This window comes from Luteimonas marina, assembly GCF_007859325.1.
GTDB classification, from domain to species: domain Bacteria; phylum Pseudomonadota; class Gammaproteobacteria; order Xanthomonadales; family Xanthomonadaceae; genus Luteimonas; species Luteimonas marina.
In genome coordinates, this window is record NZ_VOHK01000001.1 from 590,474 (window position 1) to 612,021 (window position 21,548).

Genomic DNA, 21,548 nt, shown 5'->3' on the forward strand with positions numbered 1-21,548 from the left:
CTGGAGGTTGGCGACGTCGGGGCCAGCCCCGACCTATGCCGCGTCGGCTTGTCATTTCGACCGAAGGGAGAAATCTCCCATCCGGTGCGCGGGGAGAAGATTTCTCCCTTCGGTCGAAATGACAGGTGAGGGGCGGCGGACGATCTCGGCCAGCCAGCGGACGACACGCGGCAAAAAAGCCAGGCGGATCGCCCAGCCTTTGCTGTCCTGGTGCCGGAAGTGGGACTCGAACCCACACGCTTTTAAGGGCGGCGGATTTTGAGTCCGCTGCGTCTACCGATTCCGCCATTCCGGCGCGGGGGCGCAGTATAGCGGAGGCCGCCGGGCCCCGGACCGGTCGGTCAGAGCGAGAGGCCGCCGTGGCGGGCCATCGCGGCGGCGCAGACCAGGATCACCCCGATCAGCGCGATCTCGACGCGGATGATGCCGCGCACGCGCGCGACCTGTGAGGGATCGGGCAACTGCTGCGGCTGCGCGTCCTGCACACGGCGCCAGCGCAGGAAGGCGAGCGTCGGCCAGATCGACAGCGCGGCGGCGAGCAGGAAGGCGCCGAGCTTGGCGTGGAACCAGGGGTTGTGCAGGTAGAAGTCGCTGCCCTTGACGCCGTGGAAGACGCGGACGAGGCCGACCACCAGCAGCAGTCCGGCGGTGATGCCGTAGCCGCGGTCGATGCCGACCAGCCGCCGGACGGTGGCGGCGTCGGGCAGGCGTGCGAGCAGGGCGGATTCGACCACGAGCATCGCGATCAGGCCGAAGAACAGCAGGTGGTGCGCGGAGGCGAGCAGGAAGTCCCGGAACATGTCGAGGGTCCGCGAAGGGAGTGGGGATGCTATCGCGCGCGGATGACGCTCAGGCGGCGCGATCGACCGACAGGCTGGCGTCGACGCGCCGGTACCACTCGCCGTCCAGCGGCTCGAACTTGCAGCAGTGTTCGATCGGCGCCTGGTAGATGTGGACCGAGACCGCGACCGCGTCGGCGCTGGCGTTGCCGATGCTGTGGTACTCGTGCGGCGGGATCAGGCTGCCGGCGCTGCCGGGGCCGGCCTGCATGCCGCCGGCGGCGCGGAAGCGGCAGCGGTCGCCGTCGCTTTCGAGCAGTTCGTACTGGGTGATCTCCAGTTCGCCGTGCCAGACGCCTTCCACGCACCACAGGCCGCAGTGGTCGTGCACCGGCGTGCCCTGGCCGGGGCCCCAGGTCATCGCGACGATGCTGTAGCCGTGTCCAGGGCTGCGGTAGAGCTCGCGGCGGGCGTAGTGGTCGACGATGGGGTCGTGGACGCAGGCGGGCAGGCGGATGCCGGGATCGCGGATCAGCCCGCACAGCGCACTGCGCAGTTGCGCGGTGACGGCGTGCTCGTCGCCGACGCGGACGGCTTCGTCGACCGCCTGGATGAAGCGGTCGCGGCCTTCGAACGGCATGCCGGGGAGGGCGTCGTCGGTCATGGCCCCATTCTAGACCGTATCGAATGAAACAATGTAAGCCCCTCCCGGATCCCTGATCCGGCGCGGGTTGCGTGCCGGTGGGCGGGCTCAGAGCGCGTCGAGGAAGCCGCGCACCGCCGGGCCGAAGCGGTCGAAATCGACGAGGAAGGCGTCGTGCCCCTGCGGCGACTCCAGCCCCACGAAGCGCGCGTCCGCGCCGCCGCGCGACAGGCCTTCGGCGATCTCCTCCTGCTGCTCCACCGGGAACAGGATGTCGGTGCGCGCGCCGAGGGCGAGGGCGCGTTCGACGCGGATCCGCGCCAGCCCGTCCAGCACGTCGCCGCCGGCGTGCTCGGCGAGGTCGAACCAGTCCATCGAGCGGCTCAGGTAGAGATAGCTGTTGGGATCGTAGCGGCGCACGAAGCGGCGGGCGTGGCCTTCGAGATAGCTTTCGACCTGGAACTCGAGTCCGAACGGTTCCTCGTCCGGGCGATCGGAATCGAGTCGCACGCGGCCGAAGCGGCCGTCCCACTCCAGCGCCGAGCGGTAGGTGATCACGCCGAGCTTGCGCGCGATGCGCATGCCCGATTCGGGGTAGGTGGCGTCGTCGTAACGGCCTTCGTTCCAGTTCGGATCGAGCCGGATCGCCTCGCGCTGCAGCGAGCGCACCGCGATCGAGAACGGCAGCGCACGCGCGCTGCCGGAAATGTTGACGTGCGCGCGGGCGATGCCGGGATGGCGGAACAGCAGCGCGAGCGCGGTCATGCCGCCCATCGAGTTGCCGATCACGCAGGCGAGGCGTTCGATGCCCAGTTCACGCGTTACGTGGGCGGCGCCGTCGGCGATGTCCTCGATCGAGACGTCGGGGAACTCCAGGCGGTAAAGCTTGCCGGTCGCGGGATCGATCGAGGCCGGGCCGGTCGAGCCCTTGCAGCTGCCGAGCGAGTTGACGCAGACCACGAACCAGCGGCCGGTGTCGATCGGCTTGCCGGGGCCGAGCATGGCTTCCCACCAGCCCGGCGTCGGGTCGGCGTCGCTGGAGGCGGCGTGCGCGTCGGGCGAGAGGCCGGTGACGATCAGGATCGCGTTGTCGCGCGCGTCGTTGAGCGTGCCCCAGGTCTCGTAGGCGACGCGTCCGCCGTGCAGCGTGCCGCCCCGTTTCATCGGAAACGGGGAGGGCAGGTCGATCCAGCGGGTGGCGGGCGGGATGAATTCGGTCATGCGGCGATTCTAGCGGGATCGTGCGTGCGGCTGGCCGGGAATTCCCGTCATTTGTCATCCCGACCCCGGACTTGATCCGGGGGAGGGATCTCGCTTGATGCGCGGAGATCTCTCCCCCGGATCAAGTCCGGGGTCGAGATGACAAGTTGAGGGGTGAGCCGGTCGAAGCGACGCGCGCGAAAGATCGGGGCGTCAGGGCGCCGGCTTGCCGATCACCAGGTCGACCGGTGCCGATGCGGGCAGCACGACACGCACCACCGGCGATTCGATATCGCCTTCGCCGCGATTCGCACTGCCGGAGGCGGACAGGCGCGCCAGCACTTCGACTTCCTTCAGCGACGACAGCTTCGCGGTCGGCATCGGGCTGTCGCCGTCGTCGAGCACGATGTCGAGCGGCAGGTCCTGCAGGGCGTGGCGTTCGGCCGCGACCGGCATCGGCGGGCCACCGGCCGCGCGCGCGACGACGAATACGACGGCGTCGCCGCGCAGGCGCACGCGCGCGGCGAAATCGGGGTCGAGCGAGACGCGCACGCGCAGTCCCGATGCGGGCGCTGTCGCGTCGGTGGAGGGCGTTGCGGCAGCGGTGGCGGGCGGCATGCCCGCGGCCTCGCGCGCTTCGCTGATCTGGGTGCGCAGCGCCGCCGCGGTTTCGCGGTCGAGCGCGGGCAGCAGGGCTTCCCAGGTCGCGACGGCGGCAGCGTCCTCGCCGCGCTGGCGCTGCGCCACGCCGATGAACCACTGCGCGCGCTGGTTGCCGGGATCGACGGCCAGCGCCTTGCGCAGCATCGCCAGCGCCTCGTCGTCGAAGCGGTTGCCGGCTTCGGCCTGCGCCCGCGCCTGCGCCGCTTCGAGCAGCAGTTCGGGGTCGTCCGGGATGTGCTGCAGCGCGGCGGCGAAGGCGTCGCGGGCTTTGGCCTGGTTGCCCAGCGCGGCATGGGCGCGGCCGAGCAGGCGCCAGCCTTCGGGCTGCGCCGGATCGCGCGCAAGTTCGGCTTCGAGGTCGGTGATGGCCTGTTCCATCGACGGCGCGTCCTGCGCCGATGCCGCGGCGGCGATGGCCGACGGGTCCAGCGCCGCGGGCGTGCCGATGATCCGGTAGAGCGCGAACGCGAGCAGCGGCACCATCACGACGATGGCGCCGAACAGCCGCGGCGAGTCCTTGCGCAGCGGCGCGGCCACCAAGGCGGCGACCGCGAGCGCGGCGACCGCCAGCAGCACGTGGAACAGCACGCCCATCACCACTCCTGCTCGTCGTCGGCCGCGATCGGCCGGCCGCCACGGGCGCGCAGCACGCGCACGATGACGAAGCCGCCGCCGACCAGCAGCAGCCCCGGCCCGAGCCACAGCAGCCAGGTGTGGCCACCGAAGCGCGGGCGGTAGAGCACGAACTCGCCGTAGCGCGCGACCAGGAACTCGCGGATCTCGGCGTCGCTGCGGCCGGCGCGCATCAGGTCGAACACCTCGCGACGCAGGTCGTGCGCGATCTGCGCGTTGGAATCGGCCAGCGACTGGTTCTGGCACATCACGCAGCGCAGTTCGGCGACGAGGTCGTGGAAGCGGCGCTCCTCGGCCTGGTCGCGGAACTCCAGTGGCGCGGCGTCGCGCACGGCCTGGGCGAGGGCGCTCACGGGCATGGCAACGAGAAGGGCCGCGATTGCGAAGAACAGCAGATTCCTCACTGCGTTCGGAATGACAGTGATGGTGTTCGGAATGACAGACGCCCCCCCCATAGGGCGGGCCTCGGCCCGCCACCACGACACCGTCAGACGCCTCATCGCGCCACCCCGATCGCATCCAGCGCCGGCATCAGCCTGTCGGCGATCACCGCATCGTCCACCGGCCCCACGTGCTTCCAGCGCACGATACCTTCGGCATCGACCAGGAAGGTCTCCGGCGCACCGTAGATGCCCCAGTCGATCGCCTTGCGGCCGTCGTAGTCCACCAGCACCAGCCAGTAGGGATTGCCGAACTGCTCCAGCCAGCGCAGCGCGTCGGCGTGCTCGTCCTTCCAGTTGTAGCCGATCACGCGCAGGCGCTTGGTCTCGGCGAAGCGCGTGATCACCGGGTGTTCGATCCGGCACCCCGGGCACCAGCTGCCCCAGACGTTGAGCAGGTAGGGCTGGCCACGCAGGTCCTGCGACGACACCAGCTTGCCGGGCTGGTGCAGCACCGGCAGCGAGAACTCGGGCGCCGGCTTGCCGATCAGCGGCGAGGGCAGGGCCTCGCGGTCGGCGCGGTCGGAGACCAGCACGCCGTAGAACAGCAGGCCGACGAGCGCGAGGAAGACGCTCGCGATGACGACCGCGGTGAGCTTCTGCGGACGGGCCATCAGCCGCCGCCTCCCGCAGCAACACGACGGAAGCGCCGGTCGGTCGCGGTCACGAACCCGCCCAACGCCATCAGGAAGGCGCCGGCCCAGATCCAGCGCACGAATGGCTTGATCTGCAGTCGCACCGCCCAGGCCTCGCCGCCGAGCGGCTCGCCGAGCGCGGCGAAGATGTCGGCGAAGGGGCCGGCGTGGATGCCGGCATCGGTCATCACCTGGCCGCCGCTGGCGTAGGCGCGTTTCTCCGGATGCAGCAGCGCCAGCGGCCGGTCGTCGCGGAAGACCTGCACCAGGCCGCGGTCGGCGACGTAGTTCGGGCCCGGCACGCGCTCGACGCCGTCGAAGCGGAAGGCATGGCGGCCGATTTCCACGGTCTGGCCGGGCGTCATCGCGATTTCGCGCTGCACGTTCAGCGCCTCGACCAGCAGCGCGCCGACGAGGAACACGGCGATGCCGCCATGCGCCAGGGTCATGCCCAGCATCTCCGGCGTGAAGCGCCGTCCGTTCGCGCGGAAGCGGCTCCAGACGAAGCGCAGCGTGCCGAACGCGACCCAGGTCGAGGCGAAGACGCCGGCCGCGGTCTTCAACGGCCCCTGCGGCGCTAGGAACCAGCCGATCACCCCGAGCACCGCCGCGAGCGCGAGCCACGGCAACAGCATCGCCAGCGGCCGCGACGCCTGTTCCTGCTGCCAGCGCGTGAGCGGCCCGAACGGCAGCAGCAGCACCAGCGGCGCCATCAGGATCAGGAACAGCGTGCCGAAATAGGGCGGGCCGACGGAGATCTTGCCCAGGTCGAGCGCATCGGCGAGCAGCGGGTACAGCGTGCCGAGCAGCACCATTGCGCAGGCCGAGGTCAGCAGCAGGTTGTTGAGCAGCAGCAGGGTCTCGCGCGACGAGGCGGCGAAGGGCTTGCCGTCGGGCAGTTTCGGCGCGCGCAGCACGTACAGCGCCAGCGCGCCGCCGATCACGGTCGCGAGGAAGGCGAGGATGAACAGCCCGCGCGCCGGGTCGGCGGCGAACGAATGCACGCTGGTCAGCACGCCCGAGCGCACCAGGAAGGCGCCGAGCAGCGACAGCGAGAACGTGGCGATGGCGAGCAGCAGCGTCCAGCCGCCGAAGCTGCCGCGCTTCTCGGTGACCGCCTGCGAGTGGATCAGCGCCGCGCCGGCCAGCCACGGCATGAAGCTCGCGTTCTCGACCGGATCCCAGAACCACCAGCCGCCCCAGCCCAGTTCGTAGTACGCCCACCACGAGCCGAGCGCGATGCCGATGGTCAGGAAGCCCCAGGCGACGTTGGTCCACGGCCGCGTCCAGCGCAGCCAGCGCGCGTCGACGCTGCCGTCGAGCAGGGCGGCGATGGCGAACGCGAACGGCACCACGAAGCCGATGTAGCCCACGTACAGCATCGGCGGATGGATGATCATCCCCGGGTCCTGCAGCAGCGGGTTGAGGTCGTGGCCCTCCATCGCCGCCGGCAGCAGGCGCTCGAACGGGTTGGAGGTGAAGATCATGAAGGACAGGAAGCCGATCGCGACCAGCCCGATCACGCCGAGCACGCGCGCGACCACCACGGCGGGCAGCTGCCGCGAGAACAGCGCGACCGCCGCGTTCCAGACCGCGAGCATCAGTACCCACAGCAGCAGCGAGCCTTCGTGCGCGCCCCAGACCGCGGTGTAGCGGTAGACCAGCGGCAGCAGCGAATTGGAGTTGTCGGCCACGTACTTGACCGAGAAGTCCTGCTGCACGAAGGCGAGGGTCAGGGCGACGTAGGCGAACAGCAGCAGCGCCAGCTGCGCGTACGCGGCCGGGCGCGCCATCGCCATCCACGCCGGCCGGTTGCCGGCGGCGCCGGCGAGCGGCACCGCCGCCTGCAGCAGCGCGGCGAGCAGGGCGAGGAGGAGGGCGACCTGGCCGAGTTCGGGGAGCACCTGCAGCGTCACCATCGACTCGTCGTCCCCGCGAAAGCGGGGATCCAGCGACTTTCATGCGAACGTCCATGGATCCCCACTTCCGCGGGGATGACGGTTGAGGCCGTCACTTGTTCGCCTCCGCCTGCGGCGCAGCCTCGACGTTGTGCTTGCTGTGCGCCAGTCCCATCTTGTCGGCCACTTCCTTCGGTACATAGGTTTCGTCGTGCTTGGCCAGCACGTCCTCGGCGACGAAGGTGGTGCCGCGCATGCGGCCGGTGGCGACCACGGCCTGGCCCTCGCGGAACAGGTCGGGCAGGATCTTGTCGTAGCTAACGTCGAGCTGCGCATCACCGTCGGTGACGCGGAAATGCGACACCAGCGAGCCTTCCTCGCGCCGGAACGAGTCCTTCTCGACCATCCCGCCAAGCCGGAAGCGCGCCTCGCCGGACGACACCGCGGCGCCGGCCGCACCGGAGAGGATCTCGTTGGGCGTGTACAGGTAGGCGAGGTTGCGCTGCAGCGCGAACGCGACCAGGGTCGCCGCCAGCGCCGCGGCGGCCAGCAGGGCGAGCACGAACCAGAGCCGGCGGCGGCGGGTGGGGTTCATCGCTTCAGCTCCTGCGGCGCGGCCTGCGTGCGCGACGCGTCTCGGCGCACCAGCATCCGCACCGCGCGCAAGACCTGCGCGATGCGGATGCGCGGCGTGACGAAGTCCCACAGCAGCACCGCCGCGAACACCGCGTAGGCGGCGATGACGTAGCCGGCGTAGCTCATGGCGCGGCCCCCGCCAGCTTGCGCACCCAGTCCTTGCCGGCCTCGCGCGCCAGGTTGTCGGCGCGCGCGCGCACCAGCAGCGAGCCGATCGCCCAGAACTTGGTGCCCACGATCATCCACAGCAGCGGCGGGATCATGCTCGCGTCCATCGACGACTCGCCGAAGACGCGGATCGTCTGCCCCTGGTGCAGCGAGTTCCACCACACCACCGAGTAGCGGATGATCGGCAGCATCACCACGCCGACCACCGCCAGCAGCGACGCCGCGCGCGCCGCGCTGCGCCGGTCCTCGATCGCCGCGTACAGGCCGATCACGCCGAAGTAGAGGAACAGCAGCACCAGTTGCGAGGTCAGGCGCGGGTCCCAGTCCCACCACGTGCCCCACATCGGCTTGCCCCAGATGCTGCCGGTGGCCAGGGTGATGACGGTGAACGCGGCGCCGATCGGCGCGCAGGCCATGGCCAGAATCTCACACAGCTTGATCCGCCACACCAGCGCGATCGCGCCGTAGAGCGCCATCAGCGCGAACATCGCCATGCTCATCCAGGCGCTGGGCACGTGGATGTAGAGGATGCGGAAGCTGTCGCCCTGCTGGTAGTCCGCCGGGACCACGAACAGCGCCCCGTACAGCCCGATCCCCATCGTCAGCAGCGCCAGCGCGTAGGCCCACGGCGCCCAGCGCGCTGCGAAGCGGTCGAAGCAGGGGGGCGACCCGAGCTGGTGGAACCAGCGCACCACCGGGTTCATGTTGGACATCAGGGCTTCGCTCGCTGGGGGAGGGACCGCGGTGGCCGTCGGAGGCCGCATTGCCGCCGGCATCCTGGCTAAGTATCTATTTTTCCAGACTCGACCGGTGCGGCCAAGCCTCGGCGGCGGGACAGGATGCCCCACCTCCGTCGGGACCGCAGCCCTCCGCTGTTGTAGGAGCGCCTTCAGGCGCGATGCTTTCCCATCCGTGGCCGCGAACAGCATCGCGCCTGAAGGCGCTCCTACACCTACAAAAGCGGGGGCTGTCGCGGGGCTATTCAGAGGCGATGCGGATCGCAGTGGCCGCCGCGACCGGCGCCAGCACCAGCGCCAGCAGCAGCCCGGCGCCGAGCAGCAGCAGGCCGCCGGAAGGGTCATGGCCCTGCGCTGCGGCCGCGACGCTGCCGGCGCCGAACACCAGCACCGGCACGTACAGCGGCAGCGCCAGCAGCGCCAGCAGCACCCCGGCGCGGCGCATGCCCACCGTCAGCGCCGAGACCACCGCGCCGAGCAGGCTCAGCAGCGGCGTGCCCAGCGCCAGCGCCAGCAGCAGCACCGGCCACAGCGTGCGCGGCAGATACAGCAGCTCGGCCAGCAGCGGCACGGCCAGCAGCAGCGGCGCGGCCGTGGTCAGCCAGTGCATCAGGGTGCGCACCAGCACCAGCCAGGCCAGCGGCACCGGGGCGAGGCGCCATTGCTCCAGCGAGCCGTCCTCGGCGTCGCCGCGGAACAGCGTGTCCAGCGCCAGCAGGCCCGACAGCAGCACCGCGACCCACAGCACGCCGGGCGCGGCGCGCGAGAGCAGCTCGCGTTCGCTGCCCATCGCCAGCGCGAACAGCACCACGACCAGGATCGCGAACAGCGCCGGCTGCAGGGCGTCGCCGCGGCGGCGCCAGAGCAGGCGCAGGTCGCGCACGACGAGCGCGCGCGCGGCGGACGGCAGGGTCGGGGCGCCGGTGGACACGGTCAGGCGCCTTCCGGCTGTGCGGGGCCGGCGCCGTCGAGCAGCAGCAGGCGGGTGCGCACCGGGGGGGCGGCGTAGGCGCCGTGGGTGGTGACCAGCGCGCCGCCGCCGGCGTCGAGGTGGGCGCGCACCATGCGGTTGACCAGCTCGATGCCGGGCAGGTCGAGGTTGGCATAGGGCTCGTCGAGCAGCCACAGCGGCGCCGGCGACAGCCATAACCGCGCCAGCGACAGGCGCTTGCGCTGGCCGGCCGAGAGCGTGCGCGCGAGTGCGTCCTCGTAGCCGGCCAGGCCGACGATGGCGAGCGCGTCCGCGTAGCCGATCGACGGACGCCGGCCGAGCAGGCCGCACAGGTACTGCAGGTTTTCGAGTGCGCCGAGATCGGCCTTCAGGCCGGGCAGGTGGCCGAGGTAGGCGAGGTGCGCGGCGCGCGAGGACGGGCCGGCGGGCGTGCCGGAAATCCACACCTCGCCGCGTTCGCCGTCGAGCAGGCCGGCCAGCACCCGCAGCAGGGTGGTCTTGCCGGCGCCGTTGCCGCCCTGGACCAGCATTGCCTCGCCGGCCTCGACGCTGAAGTCGAGCGGGCCGAACACGGGCCGGTCGTTGCGCGCGAAGCCGAGGCCGCGCACGTCGATCAGCGGTGCAGCGGCGGCGGAAGTGTGTGGCATGGCGGGAGCTTCGGCCTGGGATCGGCCATTGCCGTCATTTTAGCCAGTCGACGTAGTCGTCGTCGGACACGCCCTCCGGCTTGCGTGCATCCATGCGCAGGCGCACGGGTTCACCCGGCCGCCACCAGAGCGTGCCGAGCTGTCCGAACCGTCGCGACAGGCCGTCGAACCCCTCGCTGCCCATGCCCATCACCAGCCAGCTGGGCTCGCGCCAGGTACGGTTGCGCGCGGACGCGAAGGCGGGCCGGAACGGATAACCGCCGGCGGCGAGGGCCGCGTGCAGGGCGTCGTCGGCGCGACGGTTTTCCTCGGGCCCGCGCTGGATCGACAGCGGGTTCCAGGCAGAAAGCGCGCCGAACGATGTCGCGTCGGGATAGGCCAGTTCGAGCCCCGGCGTCGGCAAGCCGATGATGATGTCGTGCCAGCTGCCGTCGTGCTGCCAGCGGTACTCCGCGGACAGGAAGGCGAGCAGAAGCTCGGCGACGCGGGCGTCGCCGAGTGGCGGGGCGGGCGTCGGCATCGAACAGGTTTAACCCATCGGACCCGAAACGTAAACTGCATGGCCCCACGCGAGTCTCGCGAATCCGGTCCCGTCGATGATCCAGACCAAACTGCCGAAGGTCGGCACCACCATCTTCACCGTGATGTCGCAGCTGGCGCAGGAGCATGGTGCGGTCAATCTCGGACAGGGTTTTCCCGACTTCTCCGTACCGCAGCGTCTGGTGGAAGAACTCGACCGCGCGATGCGCGACGGCCACAACCAGTACGCGCCGATGACCGGCGTGCCGGCGCTGCGCCGGGCGATCGCGGCCAAGACCGAGCGCGTCTACGGCCATCGTCCCGACGCCGACGGCGAAGTCACCGTCACCAGCGGCGCGACCGAGGCGATCTTCAACGCGATCCACGCGGTGGTGCGTGCAGGCGACGAGGTGATCGTGCTCGATCCCTGCTACGACTGCTACGAGCCGGCGATCGACCTGGCCGGCGCCCGCGCCGCGCACGTGCCGCTCGACCCGCGCACGTTCGCGCCCGACTGGCAGCGCGTGCGCGACGCGATCACGCCGCGCACGCGCATGCTGATGATCAACAGCCCGCACAACCCGTCGGGGGCGATGCTGTCGGTCGACGACATGCGCGCGGTGGAAGCGCTGCTCGAAGGCACCGGCATCTACCTGCTGTCGGACGAGGTCTACGAGCACATCGTGTTCCACGGCGCACGCCACGAGTCGGCGTTGCGCCATCCGGCGCTGCGCGAGCGCGCGTTCGTGGTGTCGAGCTTCGGCAAGACCTACCACTGCACCGGCTGGAAGATCGGCTACTGCATCGCGCCGCCGGCGTTGAGCGCCGAGTTCCGCAAGGTGCACCAGTACAACGTGTTCTGCACTTTCGCCCCGGCCCAACATGCCTTTGCCGCGATGCTGGAGGCCGAGCCGGAGCACTACGAGCAGCTCGGCGCCTTCTACCAGGCCAAGCGCGACCGCTTCCGCGAACAGCTGCTGGGAACGAAGCTGCAGCCGCTGCCGGTACCGGGCGGCTACTTCCAACTGGTCGACTATTCCGCTGTCAGTGACCTCGACGATGCCGCGTTCTGCCGCTGGCTGACGACGGACAAGGGCGTGGCCGCGATCCCGCTGTCGCCGTTCTACGAAACCCCGCCCCCGGGCCAGCGCCTGGCGCGGCTGTGCTTCGCCAAGAACGAGGCGACGCTGGACGCGGCGATCGAGCGGTTGCGGTCCCTCCAGTTCGCGTAGAACTCACCCGTCATCCCGGCGAAAGCCGGGATCCATTTTGCTGTTGCATGGCGGGCCACGGACTGAAAGATCACAATGGATCCCGGCTTTCGCCGGGATGACGAACCAGGCGGCGACGCCGTGCCAACCAGAGTCCCCGATCCCTCATGAACAACCTGCGCATTTCCCTTGTCCAGGGCGCCACCCTCTGGCACGACCCCGCCGGCAACCGCGACTACTACGGCGACCTGGTCGCGCCGCTGCGCGGCATCACCGACGTGGTGCTGCTGCCCGAGACCTTCACCAGCGGCTTCTCGAACGACGCGATCGGCAGCGCCGAGACCATGGACGGCGCGACCGTCGAATGGATGCGCACGCAGGCGCAGGCGCTCGACGCCGCGGTCTGCGGCAGCGTGCAGTTGCGCGTCGGCGATGGCGTGTTCAACCGCCTGCTCTGGGCCACGCCCGATGGCGGACTGCGGCACTACGACAAGCGCCACCTGTTCCGCTACGCGCGCGAGCACGAGCGCTACGCCGCCGGCCGCGAGCGCCTGACGGTGGAGTGGAAGGGCTGGCGCATCTGCCCGCTGGTCTGCTACGACCTGCGCTTCCCCGTGTACTCGCGCAACCGCTTCGATGTCGAACGCCCCGGCGCGCTCGACTACGACCTGCTGCTCTACGTCGCCAACTGGCCAGCGGCGCGCGCCTACCCGTGGAAAACTCTGCTGCGCGCGCGCGCGATCGAGAACCTGTGCTACGTCGCCGGCCTGAACCGCGTCGGCAGCGACGGCAATGGCTTGCACTACGCCGGCGACAGCGCGGTGATCGACTTCCTAGGTCATCCGGTCAGCGAATGCAGCGACGAGGAAGTGGTGGTGACCACGACCCTGCAGGCCGACGAACTCGCCGCGCACCGCGCACGCTTCCCGGCGATGCTGGACGGCGACGCGTTCGAGTTGCGCTAGGCATTGCGACGCCCACATCCCGTCATCCCCGCGAAGGCGGGGACCCAGTGTCTTTGCTTTTTCAATCTCCAGAAGACACTGGATCCCCGCCTTCGCGGGGATGACAGCGGGAAGGGTCACGGTGCGTGCCGGGACCCGGAACTACCGCCCGGGCGCGCGTGGAAGTACACCCGTTCCGCTACCCAGCGCAGCAACGGCGTGCCGATGAGCCGATCGACCGGCCAGTCGCACTGCAGACGGTCGAAGGCCCAGCGCAGCAGGCGCTTGCCTCGGAATCGCGGTGCGGCGCGCTCCGCGACGACGGCCGGGTCGGGACCGCCGTGGAGGAGGTGCGCCGCGATCGCCGCCCCGGCGGCTTCGCCGTGTTTCCACGCCGAATGGATGCCGCCGGCGGTGACCGGCGAGACGATGCCCGCGGCGTCCCCGGTCAGGATCACGTTCGCCGCGGCCAGCGGGCGTACCGGGCCGCCGCAGGGGATCAGGCCGGCGCGGGTGGAGGTCGGCGGCCGGCCTGGTTCGAGGCCAAGCAGTGCGCCCACGCGCGCGCGCAGGGCGTCGATATCCGGCACGCCGGCGCGGTCGTGCCGGTGCCGGAACGCGAGCCCGAACTGCACGCCTCGGGGATTCTGCGCCGCCCAGCCGATGTAGCCCGGCGCCAGCCCGTGGTCGATGAAGCAGTGCAGGCGATCGGGTTCGCGCAGCGTGGCGCCGTCGAACTCGTGCTCGATGCCGTACAGGAACTCGCGCACGCGCCCGAGGCCCGCGCGCATCGCCACCCGCGACTTCGCGCCGTCGGCGCCGACCAGCCAGCGGCACGCGCCGAGGCCATCGACGTGCCAGCCGGCGTCGCTGCGCCGGGCATCGGTGAACGACTGCATCAGCCGCAGCTCCACGCCGGCGCGCTCGAGTTCCCCGGCCAGCCAGCGCAGGACGGCCGGCGTGTCGGTGGCGAGGAAGTAGTAGCCGTGCGACTGCAGGGCCATCCTGCGCAGGTTCGGCGCATACAGGCGCACGCCCCCGATCCGCTTCACGAACGCGCCCGGAATGCGCGCCAGTGCGGTCCCTTCCGCCGCCTCGCGCACGATGATGCCGGTGGTGTGCAGGCGGATGCCCGGATCGCGCTTGCGTTCGAGCACGCACACGCGCAGGCCCGCGCGCCGGGCCGCCAGCGCACAGGCGACGCCGGCGAAGCTCGCGCCGACCACCACCACGTCCCAGGGACTGCCTCCACCCGCCATCGTGCCGCCTTGCCCGTGCTGCGATGGCGACAGGCTGGCGGCCGCGGGTGTCCGGGCGATGCGGTTGCGGTGAAGCGGGAGTGAAGCGCGCCGTCGCGTCGTAGGCCTGTCATCCGGCAATGTTGCCTTTCGCATCGCTCGGGATGACGCCTTTGTCCGGCAGCGTGGCCCCTGCGCAGGACTATTCCTACAGCTGCGCCCCGTGATACCCGATGCCGCGCAACGGTCGCCGGCGCGAGACTGGCGATGGTTCCCGCTTTCCCCACCTCGATGCGCCAGACCATGGAAGGTCCGCCATCCGCCAGCGTCGGTGTCCCGCCTTTCGGCATCGGCGTGGCCACGCTGCTCGTGCTCGGCGTGCTGGCCTGTTCCCGGCTGCCGGCGCTGCCGCCGGTCTTCATGCTCGCTGTCGCGCTGGGCGCGGGTGCCTGGGGCTGGTGGCGGTGCACCGACTGGCGGCGCCCGGCCGGCGCGATGCTGGTCGGCGTCGCATTGTTCGGGCTGCATGCCGGATGGGTGCTGTCGCGCCAGCTGCCGTTCGCGCAGGAGCGCGGCGACTTCGCGGTCAGCGGCCGCGTCGTGCAGTTGCCGGACCACGAGCCGCGGCGGACGCGTTTCCTGTTCCGGGTCGATGGCGACGCATCGCAGCCTGCGTTCCTGCGCGGCCGGCTGCTGCGGCTGTCGTGGTACGACGATCGCGACACCGGCAGTTCGCCCCGGCTCGAACTCGAACCCGGCAGTCGCTGGCGCTTCACCGCGCGACTGCGCGCGCCGCGCGGCCTGCGCAACCCGGGCTGGTACGACAGCGAGAAGCACATGCTCGCCGGCCGGATCGCCGCGACCGGCTACGTACGGCAGGCGCAGCCGTTCGAGCGGGCGCGCGGCAGCGCCGGCATCGACGGCTGGCGCGACCGCATCGCGGCGCGGATCGATGGCTCGGTCGCGCAACCGTCCTCGCGCTTCGTGCGCGCGCTCGCGCTCGGCGACACCCGCGCGCTCGACGACGTCGACTGGGAAACGCTGCGCGCCACCGGCCTGACCCACCTGATCGCGATTTCCGGCTTCCACGTCGGTCTCGTCGCGGGTTTCGTGGCGCTGGTGGCGGCCGGACTGTGGTGGCTGCTGCCCGCGCTGGGTCGGCATGTCCCGCGTCCGCAGGTGGCCGCGACCGGGGCGCTGCTGGGGGCGGTGGGCTATGCCGCCGTGGCGGGCTTCGCGCTGCCGACGGTGCGCACGGTGCTGATGGTCGCGGTGGTCGTGCTGGCCCGGCTGTGGCGGCGGCACACGGGCGTCGCGGATTCGCTGGCGCTGGCGGCGATCGCGCTGCTGCTGGCCGATCCGCTGTCGGTGCTGGCCGCCGGCTTCTGGCTCAGCTTCGCCGGCGTGGCCTGGCTGGTCTGGTGCCTGCCGCAGGTGCAGGCGGTGCCGCTGGTGCGGGGCTTCCTGTCGGCGCAGTGGGTGGCGACGCTCGGCCTGCTGCCGCTGACCGCGATCCTGTTCGGGCAGGCTTCGCTGGCCGGGCCGCTGGCGAACCTCGTCGCGATCCCGTGGTGGAGCCTGGTCGTGGTGCCGCTGGCGCTGCTCGGCACCGGGCTGGAGGCGCTGCATGTCGATTGGGGCGGGCCGGCCTGGCGGCTGGCCGCGCTGTGCTTCGACCTGTCCTGGCCCCTGTTCGAATGGCTGGCGTCCGGCCGGGCAGCCCTGTGGTGGCTGCCCGAGGCGCGCTGGTTCGCCCTGCCGCTGGCCCTGATCGGCGCATTCTGGCTGCTGCTGCCGCGCGGCGTGCCGGGCAAGGCGCTGGCGGCGCTGCTGTTCCTGCCGCTGCTGTGGCCGGACCGCCGCCTGCCCGGCGCCGGCGAATTCGACGTGGTGACGCTCGACGTGGGGCAGGGGCTGGCGGTGCTGGTGCGCACCGCTCGACACACTTATCTCTATGACGCCGGACCCGCCGTGCCCGAGGGCTTCGACGCCGGCGAGCGGGTGGTGGCGCCGGCGCTGCACGCGCTGGGCGTGCGCCGGCTCGACGGGACGATCGTCAGCCACGGCGACGCCGACCACGCCGGCGGTTTCGCCGCCGTGCAGCGGCGCTTCGACACCGGCCCCGTGTTCGCGGCGCGCGATTCGGGGATCGAGAGCAGCGTCCCCTGTCTGGCCGGCACGCGCTGGCGGGTCGATGGCGTGACCTTCCGCTTCCTGCATCCGGACGTGCATTTCCCGCCGCTGCGCAATGAATCGAGCTGCGTGCTGCGGATCGAATCCGCACACGGCAGCGCGCTGCTCGCCGGCGACATCGGCGAGGTGGTCGAACGCATGCTGGTGCGCGGCGATCCGGACGCGCTGCGCAGCGACCTGGTGCTGATGGCGCACCACGGCAGCGGCGGATCCTCCGATCCGGCCTTCGTCGCCGCGACCGGGGCGCGGCTGGCGCTGGCCTCGGCCGGGCACGGCAACCGCTTCGGGCATCCGCAGCCGGCGGTGCTGCGGCGCTGGGCGGACGGCGGGGCCGACACCGCCGTCACCGCGGTCGATGGCGCGATCAGCGTGCGCCTGCGGCGCGGCGGCGGGCAGGTCGAACGGCAGCGCGGCGCGCAGCCGCGCCTCTGGGACGCAGTGCGCAGAAGCGACACCGCGCGCTGAAGCGGCGGGCAGGGCCCGGGCGCTGGGCTATCCTATCGGGCGATCAGGACAGGCCCGCGGGCCGGAGGGGAGTGCGTGCTCGAACTGGTGAAAGCCGGCGGCTGGCCGATGATTCCGTTGCTGCTGCTGTCGGCGGTCGGGCTGGCGATCATCGTCGAGCGCTTCTGGGCGCTGCGCCGCAAGGCCGTGCTGCCGCCGGGCCTGGGGCAGGAAGTCCGCGCCTGGGCCGCCAGGGGCAAGCTCGATCCGGCACACATCGATTCGCTGCGCCGCAACTCGCCGCTGGGCGCCCTGCTGGCCGCCGCGCTGGACGTGCGCCATCGCCCGCGCGAGGAGATCCGCGAGCGGGTCGAGGACGTCGGCCGCCACATCGCGCACCGCATGGAACGCTTCCTCAACGCGCTCGGCACCATCGCCGGGGCCGGTCCGCTGCTGGGCCTGTTCGGCACGGTGGTCGGCATGATCCAGATGTTCCTCGGGGTGATGGACCACGGTGTTGGCGACGTCAACCAGCTCGCCGGTGGCATCGGCAAGGCGCTGGTGTGCGCGGCCGCCGGCATGATCGTGGCGGTGCCAGCGCTGATCTTCCACCGCTGGTTCCGCGCCCGCATCGACGGCTACATCGTCGACATGGAGCACGAGGCGATCCAGCTGATGGACGTGATCGACCCGCGCGCGCGCCGCGCCGCCGCCGCGGTCGCCGCGTTCTCGCAGCCCGACGCGCAGGCAGTACAGGACTGATCCATGCGCATCCGCGACCGCCGTGCCGAGGACGTGCCCGAGATCAACCTGGTGCCGCTGATCGACGTCATCCTGGTGCTGATCATCTTCTTCGTGATCACCACCACCTTCGACGCGCGCTCGGTGCTGAAGCTGGAGCTGCCGCGCGCCGGCGGCGAGCCCAACGACGCGCAATCGAACTCGCTGAGCCTGCTGATCAACGCCGACGGCCGCTACTTCGTCGACGACCGCGAGGCGCTGCGCACCGACGTCGAGTCGCTCAAGCGCACCATCGTCGAAGTCGCGGGCGAGGACCGCGAGCGCACCGTGCTGCTGCGCGCCGACGCGCGCACGCCCTGGCAGGCGGTGGTGACCGCCTACGACGCGCTGGGCCAGCTCGGCTTCCGGCGCATCGCCAACGCCACCGCGCCGGAGCAGCCGGCCGCCGCGCAATGAGGATCGTCCGATGAGCACGGACGCGCAGGGCGCCTGGCCGATCTACCGACGCCTGCTCGGCCACGCCTGGGTCTACTGGCCGTTCCTGCTGGTCGCGATGCTGGCGATGATCGTCGAGGCGCTCGCCGGCGCGGCGTTCGTGTGGCTGATGGAGCCGCTGACCAACGACGGCTTCGTCGATCCGAAGCCGGAGATGGCGCTGGTGCTGCCGCTGTCGATCATCGGCCTGTTCCTGCTGCGCGGGCTGGCGACCTTCGCCACCGACTACGGCATGGCCCGCGTCGGCCGCAGCGTGGTGCGCGACCTGCGCGAACTGGTGCTGGGCAAGTACCTGCGCCTGCCGAGCGCGCGCTTCGACACCGAGGCGGTGCCGGCGATGGTCAGTCGCCTGAACTTCGACACCGAGCAGGTCACCCAGGCCAGTTCCGACGCGCTCAAGGCAATCCTGACCGACGGCCTGACCGTGCTGTTCCTGTTCGGGCTGATGCTGTACACGAGCGTCAAGGTGACGCTGGCGATGATCCTGATCGCGCCGCTGATCGGCCTGCTGGTCTGGTACGTGGGCGGGCGCTACCGGAAGATCAGTCGCGGCATCCAGGACGGCATGGGCGACCTCGCCGCGAGCGCCGAGCAGTCGCTGGCGGCGCAGCAGGACGTGAAGGTGTACGGCGCGCAGGATTTCGAGCGCGCGCGCTACTCGACCTTCGCCAACCGCATCCTGCGCCTGAACATGAAGGTCGAGACCACGCGCGCGGCGTCTTCGGCGCTGGTGCAGATCCTCGCCGCGCTGGCGCTGGCGGCGATCGTCTGGGTCTCGGTCCACGAGGCGCTCGAAGGGCGCCTCAATCCCGGCCAGTTCGTGCAGCTGATGACCGCGATGATGGGCATCATCCCGTCGCTGCGCCGGATCACCAACGTGCAGAGCGTGATCGGCCGTGGCGTGGCGGCGGCCGAGCGCCTGTTCGCCGTGCTCGACGCGCCGGAGGAAAAGGACACCGGCACGGTCGCGCTGGCGCGCGCGCGCGGCGAGCTCGTGTTCGACAGGGTCTCGCTGCGCTACGAGCGCGACGCCGATCGCCATGCGCTGGAGGACATCAGCTTCACCGCCGCGCCGGGCACGGTGACCGCGATCGTCGGGCGCTCGGGCAGCGGCAAGACCAGCCTGGTGCGGCTGGTGCCGCGCTTCTACGAACCCAGTTCGGGCACGATCACGCTCGACGGCGTGCCGCTCGACGACTATCGCCTGGCCGACCTGCGCCGGCAGATCGCGCTGGTGGGGCAGCGGGTGATGCTGTTCGACGACAGCATCGCAGCCAACATCGCCTATGCCAGCGACGCCGACGCGCAGGCGCTGCGCGCCGCCGCCGAGGCCGCCAACGCCCGGGAGTTCATCGAACGCCTGCCGCAGGGCATGGACACGCCGATCGGCGAAAACGGCGCGATGCTCTCCGGCGGCCAGCGCCAGCGGCTGGCGATCGCGCGCGCGATCCTGCGCGACGCGCCGATCCTGGTCCTCGACGAGGCCACCGCCGCGCTCGACACCGAATCCGAACGCCTCGTGCAGGAAGCCCTGACCCGGCTGATGCCCGATCGCACCACGCTGGTCATCGCCCACCGGCTCTCGACCATCGAACATGCCGACCAGGTGCTGGTGCTCGACCAGGGCCGGCTGGTGGAGCGGGGCACCCACGCGCAACTGCTGGCGCAGGGCGGCCTGTACGCGCACCTGCACCGGATGCAGTTCCGCGAGGCGCCGGACGCGTGAACCGGCAGGCAGGCAAGGTCCCGCGGCACTGGTACGACGGCGCGCCCGTGCCGCTGCCCGCGCATCTGCTCTCGGGCCTGTACGGCGCGCTCGCCGGCCTGCGCCGCGGCCTGTACCGCAAGGGACTGCTGCGGCAGAAGCGCGTCGAGCGCCCGGTGGTGGTGATCGGCAACCTCGTCGCCGGCGGCAGCGGCAAAACGCCGCTGACGATCGCGCTGGTCGAGCGCCTGCAGGCGGCCGGATGGACGCCCGGCGTCGCCAGCCGCGGTTACGGCCGGCGCGACGCGGGCACGCCGCGCTGGGTGGACGCCGCCACCGATCCCGGCCTCGGCGGCGACGAGCCCGTGCTGATTGCACGCCGCACCGGCGCCAGGCTGCGCGTGGACGCCGACCGCGTCGCCGCCGCGCGCGCGCTCATCGCCGAAGGCTGCGACATCGTGCTCTGCGACGACGGCCTGCAGCACTACCGGCTGGCGCGCGACATCGAGATCGAGGTGATCGACGGCCGCCGCCGCTACGGCAACGGCCGCCTGCTGCCGGCCGGACCGCTGCGCGAGCCGCCGTCGCGCGGCGAAGGCTGCGACTTCCGCGTGCTCAACGCCGGCACCGGCACCGACCTCGTCGCCGGCTTCGGCGAATGGCCGATGTGGCTGGAGCCGGGCCATGCGGTGCCGCTGCTCGGCGGCCGCGCGAAGCCGCTCGCCGCGTTCGCGGGCCAGCGCGTGCATGCCGTCGCCGGCATCGGCGACCCGGAGCGCTTCTTCGCCCTGCTGCGCGAGCACGGGATCGCCGTGGTGCCGCACGCCTTCGCCGACCATCACCGCTATGCCGCCGAGGACCTGCGCTTCGGCAGCGACCTGCCGGTGCTGATGACCGAGAAGGACGCGGTCAAGTGCGCCGCGTTCGCCGGCGAGCGCCATTTCAGCGTCGGCATCGACGCTCGGCTGCCGGAGGCGTTCTGGATCGCGCTGGTCGATAGGCTCTCCGGGTTCGCGCGAAAGTAGGGGCAGCGGCGCTGGCTCCCTCCCTCGGTCCTCTACAAACTTGAGCACCGTCATCCCAGCGCAAGCTGGGATCCATTTTGCTTCCTCATTGTCGATACTTCCGAGAAAATCAACGGCAAAATGGCTTCCGGCTTTCGCCGGAATGACGAGCAAAAGGCAGGCGCTTGCGGTAGCAAAAGGTGAGCGCCTGAAGCAAATTTGCTCTGGATCAATCAGGACACTGCAATCGCATGAATCACCACGACTTCGTCGTCGCCATCCCTGCCCGCCACGACGCCACCCGCCTGCCGGGCAAGCCGTTGCGGCTGCTGGGCGGCGAGCCGCTGATCCTGCACGTGGCCCGCCGCGCGCTCGACGCGGGCGCGCGCGAGGTCTGGGTGGCGGCCGACGACGAGCGCATCGCGCGCGCGCTCGACGGCAGGGGCGTGAACGTGGCGATGACCCGGGCCACCCACCAGTCCGGCACCGACCGGCTGGCCGAGTGCGCGGACATCGCCGGCTGGGACGACGACACCATCGTGGTCAACCTGCAGGGCGACGAACCCTTCGCGCCGGCCGCCGGCATCCGCCGGGTCGCGCAGCTGCTCGCCGACGGCCGCGCCGGCATGGCCACGCTGGCCGAACACATCACCCAGCCGCCGGTGCTGTTCGATCCGAACACGGTGAAGGTGGTGGTGGCCGACACCGGCCACGCCCTGTACTTCAGCCGCGCGCCGATCCCCTGGCACCGCGACGCGTTCTCGCGCGAGGGCGAGGTCAAGGTGCCGGGCGAGTGGCTGCGGCACATCGGCATCTACGCCTACCGCGCGGGCTTCCTGCGCCGCTTCTCGGCGATGCCGCCGGGGCGGCTGGAGCGGATCGAATCGCTGGAGCAACTGCGCGTGCTGGAAGCCGGCTTGCCGATCGCGGTGGCGCTGGCGCCCGAGCCGTTCCCGCAGGGCGTCGACACCCCGGAAGACCTGGCGCGGGCCGAAGCGATCCTCGGAGCCGCGCATGGCTGAG

The 21,548-nt window shown here is 71.3% G+C and carries 21 protein-coding genes, 1 tRNA gene and 1 pseudogene; 8 read left to right on the plus strand and 15 right to left on the minus strand.

The features are described 5' to 3' along the window. Positions 1 to 208: 208 nt before the first annotated feature. The 14 genes from FQY83_RS02765 to FQY83_RS02830 all read right to left on the minus strand — a co-directional run bounded on the left by FQY83_RS02765 (position 209) and on the right by FQY83_RS02830 (position 10,551). Positions 209 to 295 (minus strand) — tRNA-Leu (locus FQY83_RS02765). Positions 296 to 341: 46 nt separating this feature from the next. Next, on the minus strand, positions 342 to 800 hold the full coding sequence (locus FQY83_RS02770) for a DUF2214 family protein (RefSeq protein WP_146384813.1): 459 nt from the start codon (positions 798 to 800) through the stop codon (positions 342 to 344). Between the two features lie 49 nt (positions 801 to 849). After that, the gene (locus FQY83_RS02775) at positions 850 to 1,443 is read right to left on the minus strand and encodes a cysteine dioxygenase family protein (RefSeq protein WP_238333377.1); all 594 of its coding nucleotides are present in this window, start codon (positions 1,441 to 1,443) and stop codon (positions 850 to 852) included. Positions 1,444 to 1,530: 87 nt separating this feature from the next. Then, a complete protein-coding gene (gene metX / locus FQY83_RS02780) occupies positions 1,531 to 2,643 on the minus strand; it encodes a homoserine O-acetyltransferase MetX (protein ID WP_146384815.1) in 1,113 nt (370 codons plus the stop codon). A 192-nt stretch (positions 2,644 to 2,835) separates the two neighbouring features. Further along, positions 2,836 to 3,879: a tetratricopeptide repeat protein gene (locus tag FQY83_RS02785; protein ID WP_146384817.1), complete on the minus strand. Its 1,044-nt coding sequence runs from the start codon at positions 3,877 to 3,879 to the stop codon at positions 2,836 to 2,838. Next, on the minus strand, positions 3,879 to 4,277 hold the full coding sequence (locus tag FQY83_RS02790; protein ID WP_238333378.1) for a cytochrome c-type biogenesis protein: 399 nt from the start codon (positions 4,275 to 4,277) through the stop codon (positions 3,879 to 3,881). Before FQY83_RS02790 ends, FQY83_RS02785 begins: the two co-directional genes overlap by 1 nt. Before the next feature lie 137 nt (positions 4,278 to 4,414). Further along, positions 4,415 to 4,972 carry a DsbE family thiol:disulfide interchange protein gene (locus FQY83_RS02795; RefSeq protein ID WP_146384821.1) on the minus strand — a complete coding sequence of 186 codons (558 nt, stop codon included), beginning with the start codon at positions 4,970 to 4,972 and terminating at the stop codon, positions 4,415 to 4,417. Next, positions 4,972 to 6,897 (minus strand): heme lyase CcmF/NrfE family subunit, encoded by a 1,926-nt coding sequence (locus tag FQY83_RS02800; protein WP_146385334.1) that lies wholly within the window; start codon positions 6,895 to 6,897, stop codon positions 4,972 to 4,974. Before FQY83_RS02800 ends, FQY83_RS02795 begins: the two co-directional genes overlap by 1 nt. A gap of 106 nt (positions 6,898 to 7,003) precedes the next feature. Beyond that, positions 7,004 to 7,486: a cytochrome c maturation protein CcmE gene (gene ccmE / locus FQY83_RS02805; RefSeq protein ID WP_146384823.1), complete on the minus strand. Its 483-nt coding sequence runs from the start codon at positions 7,484 to 7,486 to the stop codon at positions 7,004 to 7,006. Beyond that, on the minus strand, positions 7,483 to 7,653 hold the full coding sequence (ccmD, locus tag FQY83_RS02810; protein WP_146384839.1) for a heme exporter protein CcmD: 171 nt from the start codon (positions 7,651 to 7,653) through the stop codon (positions 7,483 to 7,485). Before ccmD ends, ccmE begins: the two co-directional genes overlap by 4 nt. Then, positions 7,650 to 8,399 carry a heme ABC transporter permease CcmC gene (gene ccmC, locus FQY83_RS02815; protein ID WP_146385336.1) on the minus strand — a complete coding sequence of 250 codons (750 nt, stop codon included), beginning with the start codon at positions 8,397 to 8,399 and terminating at the stop codon, positions 7,650 to 7,652. The genes ccmD and ccmC overlap by 4 nt, the downstream gene beginning before the upstream one ends. 274 nt (positions 8,400 to 8,673) lie before the next feature. Further along, positions 8,674 to 9,363, minus strand: coding sequence for a heme exporter protein CcmB (gene ccmB / locus FQY83_RS02820; RefSeq protein WP_425478550.1), 690 nt, complete (start codon positions 9,361 to 9,363; stop codon positions 8,674 to 8,676). A 2-nt stretch (positions 9,364 to 9,365) separates the two neighbouring features. Then, positions 9,366 to 10,031 carry a heme ABC exporter ATP-binding protein CcmA gene (ccmA, locus tag FQY83_RS02825; protein ID WP_146384841.1) on the minus strand — a complete coding sequence of 222 codons (666 nt, stop codon included), beginning with the start codon at positions 10,029 to 10,031 and terminating at the stop codon, positions 9,366 to 9,368. Between the two features lie 34 nt (positions 10,032 to 10,065). Next, the gene (locus FQY83_RS02830; RefSeq protein WP_146384843.1) at positions 10,066 to 10,551 is read right to left on the minus strand and encodes a DUF3293 domain-containing protein; all 486 of its coding nucleotides are present in this window, start codon (positions 10,549 to 10,551) and stop codon (positions 10,066 to 10,068) included. 76 nt (positions 10,552 to 10,627) lie between these two features. Here FQY83_RS02830 and FQY83_RS02835 point away from each other — a divergent pair, with 76 nt between their 5' ends. Continuing rightward, a complete protein-coding gene (locus FQY83_RS02835) occupies positions 10,628 to 11,782 on the plus strand; it encodes a pyridoxal phosphate-dependent aminotransferase (RefSeq protein WP_146384845.1) in 1,155 nt (384 codons plus the stop codon). Between the two features lie 146 nt (positions 11,783 to 11,928). Continuing rightward, a complete protein-coding gene (locus FQY83_RS02840; protein ID WP_146384847.1) occupies positions 11,929 to 12,726 on the plus strand; it encodes an amidohydrolase in 798 nt (265 codons plus the stop codon). A 116-nt stretch (positions 12,727 to 12,842) separates the two neighbouring features. Here FQY83_RS02840 and FQY83_RS02845 read toward each other — a convergent pair whose 3' ends face one another. Next, positions 12,843 to 13,964 carry an NAD(P)/FAD-dependent oxidoreductase gene (locus FQY83_RS02845; RefSeq protein WP_146384849.1) on the minus strand — a complete coding sequence of 374 codons (1,122 nt, stop codon included), beginning with the start codon at positions 13,962 to 13,964 and terminating at the stop codon, positions 12,843 to 12,845. Positions 13,965 to 14,234: 270 nt separating this feature from the next. Here FQY83_RS02845 and FQY83_RS02850 point away from each other — a divergent pair. The 6 genes and pseudogenes from FQY83_RS02850 to kdsB form a co-directional block, all read left to right on the plus strand. After that, positions 14,235 to 16,783: pseudogene (locus tag FQY83_RS02850) on the plus strand (DNA internalization-related competence protein ComEC/Rec2); the annotation flags it as partial. Beyond that, complete coding sequence (locus FQY83_RS02855) at positions 16,677 to 17,342, plus strand: MotA/TolQ/ExbB proton channel family protein (RefSeq protein WP_192906657.1); 666 nt, start codon at positions 16,677 to 16,679, stop codon at positions 17,340 to 17,342. The pseudogene FQY83_RS02850 and the gene FQY83_RS02855, both read left to right, overlap by 107 nt. 3 nt (positions 17,343 to 17,345) lie before the next feature. Further along, positions 17,346 to 17,777 (plus strand): ExbD/TolR family protein, encoded by a 432-nt coding sequence (locus FQY83_RS02860; RefSeq protein WP_146384851.1) that lies wholly within the window; start codon positions 17,346 to 17,348, stop codon positions 17,775 to 17,777. Between the two features lie 10 nt (positions 17,778 to 17,787). Then, positions 17,788 to 19,542 (plus strand): lipid A export permease/ATP-binding protein MsbA, encoded by a 1,755-nt coding sequence (msbA, locus tag FQY83_RS02865; RefSeq protein ID WP_146384853.1) that lies wholly within the window; start codon positions 17,788 to 17,790, stop codon positions 19,540 to 19,542. Beyond that, on the plus strand, positions 19,539 to 20,546 hold the full coding sequence (gene lpxK, locus FQY83_RS02870) for a tetraacyldisaccharide 4'-kinase (RefSeq protein ID WP_146384855.1): 1,008 nt from the start codon (positions 19,539 to 19,541) through the stop codon (positions 20,544 to 20,546). Before msbA ends, lpxK begins: the two co-directional genes overlap by 4 nt. Before the next feature lie 230 nt (positions 20,547 to 20,776). After that, positions 20,777 to 21,547, plus strand: a complete 771-nt coding sequence (gene kdsB / locus FQY83_RS02875; RefSeq protein WP_146384857.1) for a 3-deoxy-manno-octulosonate cytidylyltransferase — start codon at positions 20,777 to 20,779, stop codon at positions 21,545 to 21,547. Position 21,548: the final 1 nt, after the last annotated feature.

Excerpts from the sequence above, each read along its gene's own strand:
- kdsB (WP_146384857.1), top strand. The coding sequence starts at position 20,777 with ATGAATCACCACGACTTCGTCGTCGCCATCCCTGCCCGCCACGACGCC.
- FQY83_RS02845 (WP_146384849.1), bottom strand. The coding sequence starts at position 13,964 with ATGGCGGGTGGAGGCAGTCCCTGGGACGTGGTGGTGGTCGGCGCGAGC.
- FQY83_RS02770 (WP_146384813.1), bottom strand. The coding sequence starts at position 800 with ATGTTCCGGGACTTCCTGCTCGCCTCCGCGCACCACCTGCTGTTCTTC.
- ccmC (WP_146385336.1), bottom strand. The coding sequence starts at position 8,399 with ATGAACCCGGTGGTGCGCTGGTTCCACCAGCTCGGGTCGCCCCCCTGC.
- FQY83_RS02785 (WP_146384817.1), bottom strand. The coding sequence starts at position 3,879 with ATGGGCGTGCTGTTCCACGTGCTGCTGGCGGTCGCCGCGCTCGCGGTC.
- metX (WP_146384815.1), bottom strand. The coding sequence starts at position 2,643 with ATGACCGAATTCATCCCGCCCGCCACCCGCTGGATCGACCTGCCCTCC.
- msbA (WP_146384853.1), top strand. The coding sequence starts at position 17,788 with ATGAGCACGGACGCGCAGGGCGCCTGGCCGATCTACCGACGCCTGCTC.
- FQY83_RS02860 (WP_146384851.1), top strand. The coding sequence starts at position 17,346 with ATGCGCATCCGCGACCGCCGTGCCGAGGACGTGCCCGAGATCAACCTG.
- FQY83_RS02830 (WP_146384843.1), bottom strand. The coding sequence starts at position 10,551 with ATGCCGACGCCCGCCCCGCCACTCGGCGACGCCCGCGTCGCCGAGCTT.
- ccmD (WP_146384839.1), bottom strand. The coding sequence starts at position 7,653 with ATGAGCTACGCCGGCTACGTCATCGCCGCCTACGCGGTGTTCGCGGCG.
- ccmA (WP_146384841.1), bottom strand. The coding sequence starts at position 10,031 with ATGCCACACACTTCCGCCGCCGCTGCACCGCTGATCGACGTGCGCGGC.
- FQY83_RS02795 (WP_146384821.1), bottom strand. The coding sequence starts at position 4,972 with ATGGCCCGTCCGCAGAAGCTCACCGCGGTCGTCATCGCGAGCGTCTTC.
- ccmE (WP_146384823.1), bottom strand. The coding sequence starts at position 7,486 with ATGAACCCCACCCGCCGCCGCCGGCTCTGGTTCGTGCTCGCCCTGCTG.
- FQY83_RS02835 (WP_146384845.1), top strand. The coding sequence starts at position 10,628 with ATGATCCAGACCAAACTGCCGAAGGTCGGCACCACCATCTTCACCGTG.
- FQY83_RS02775 (WP_238333377.1), bottom strand. The coding sequence starts at position 1,443 with ATGACCGACGACGCCCTCCCCGGCATGCCGTTCGAAGGCCGCGACCGC.
- FQY83_RS02790 (WP_238333378.1), bottom strand. The coding sequence starts at position 4,277 with ATGCCCGTGAGCGCCCTCGCCCAGGCCGTGCGCGACGCCGCGCCACTG.
- FQY83_RS02840 (WP_146384847.1), top strand. The coding sequence starts at position 11,929 with ATGAACAACCTGCGCATTTCCCTTGTCCAGGGCGCCACCCTCTGGCAC.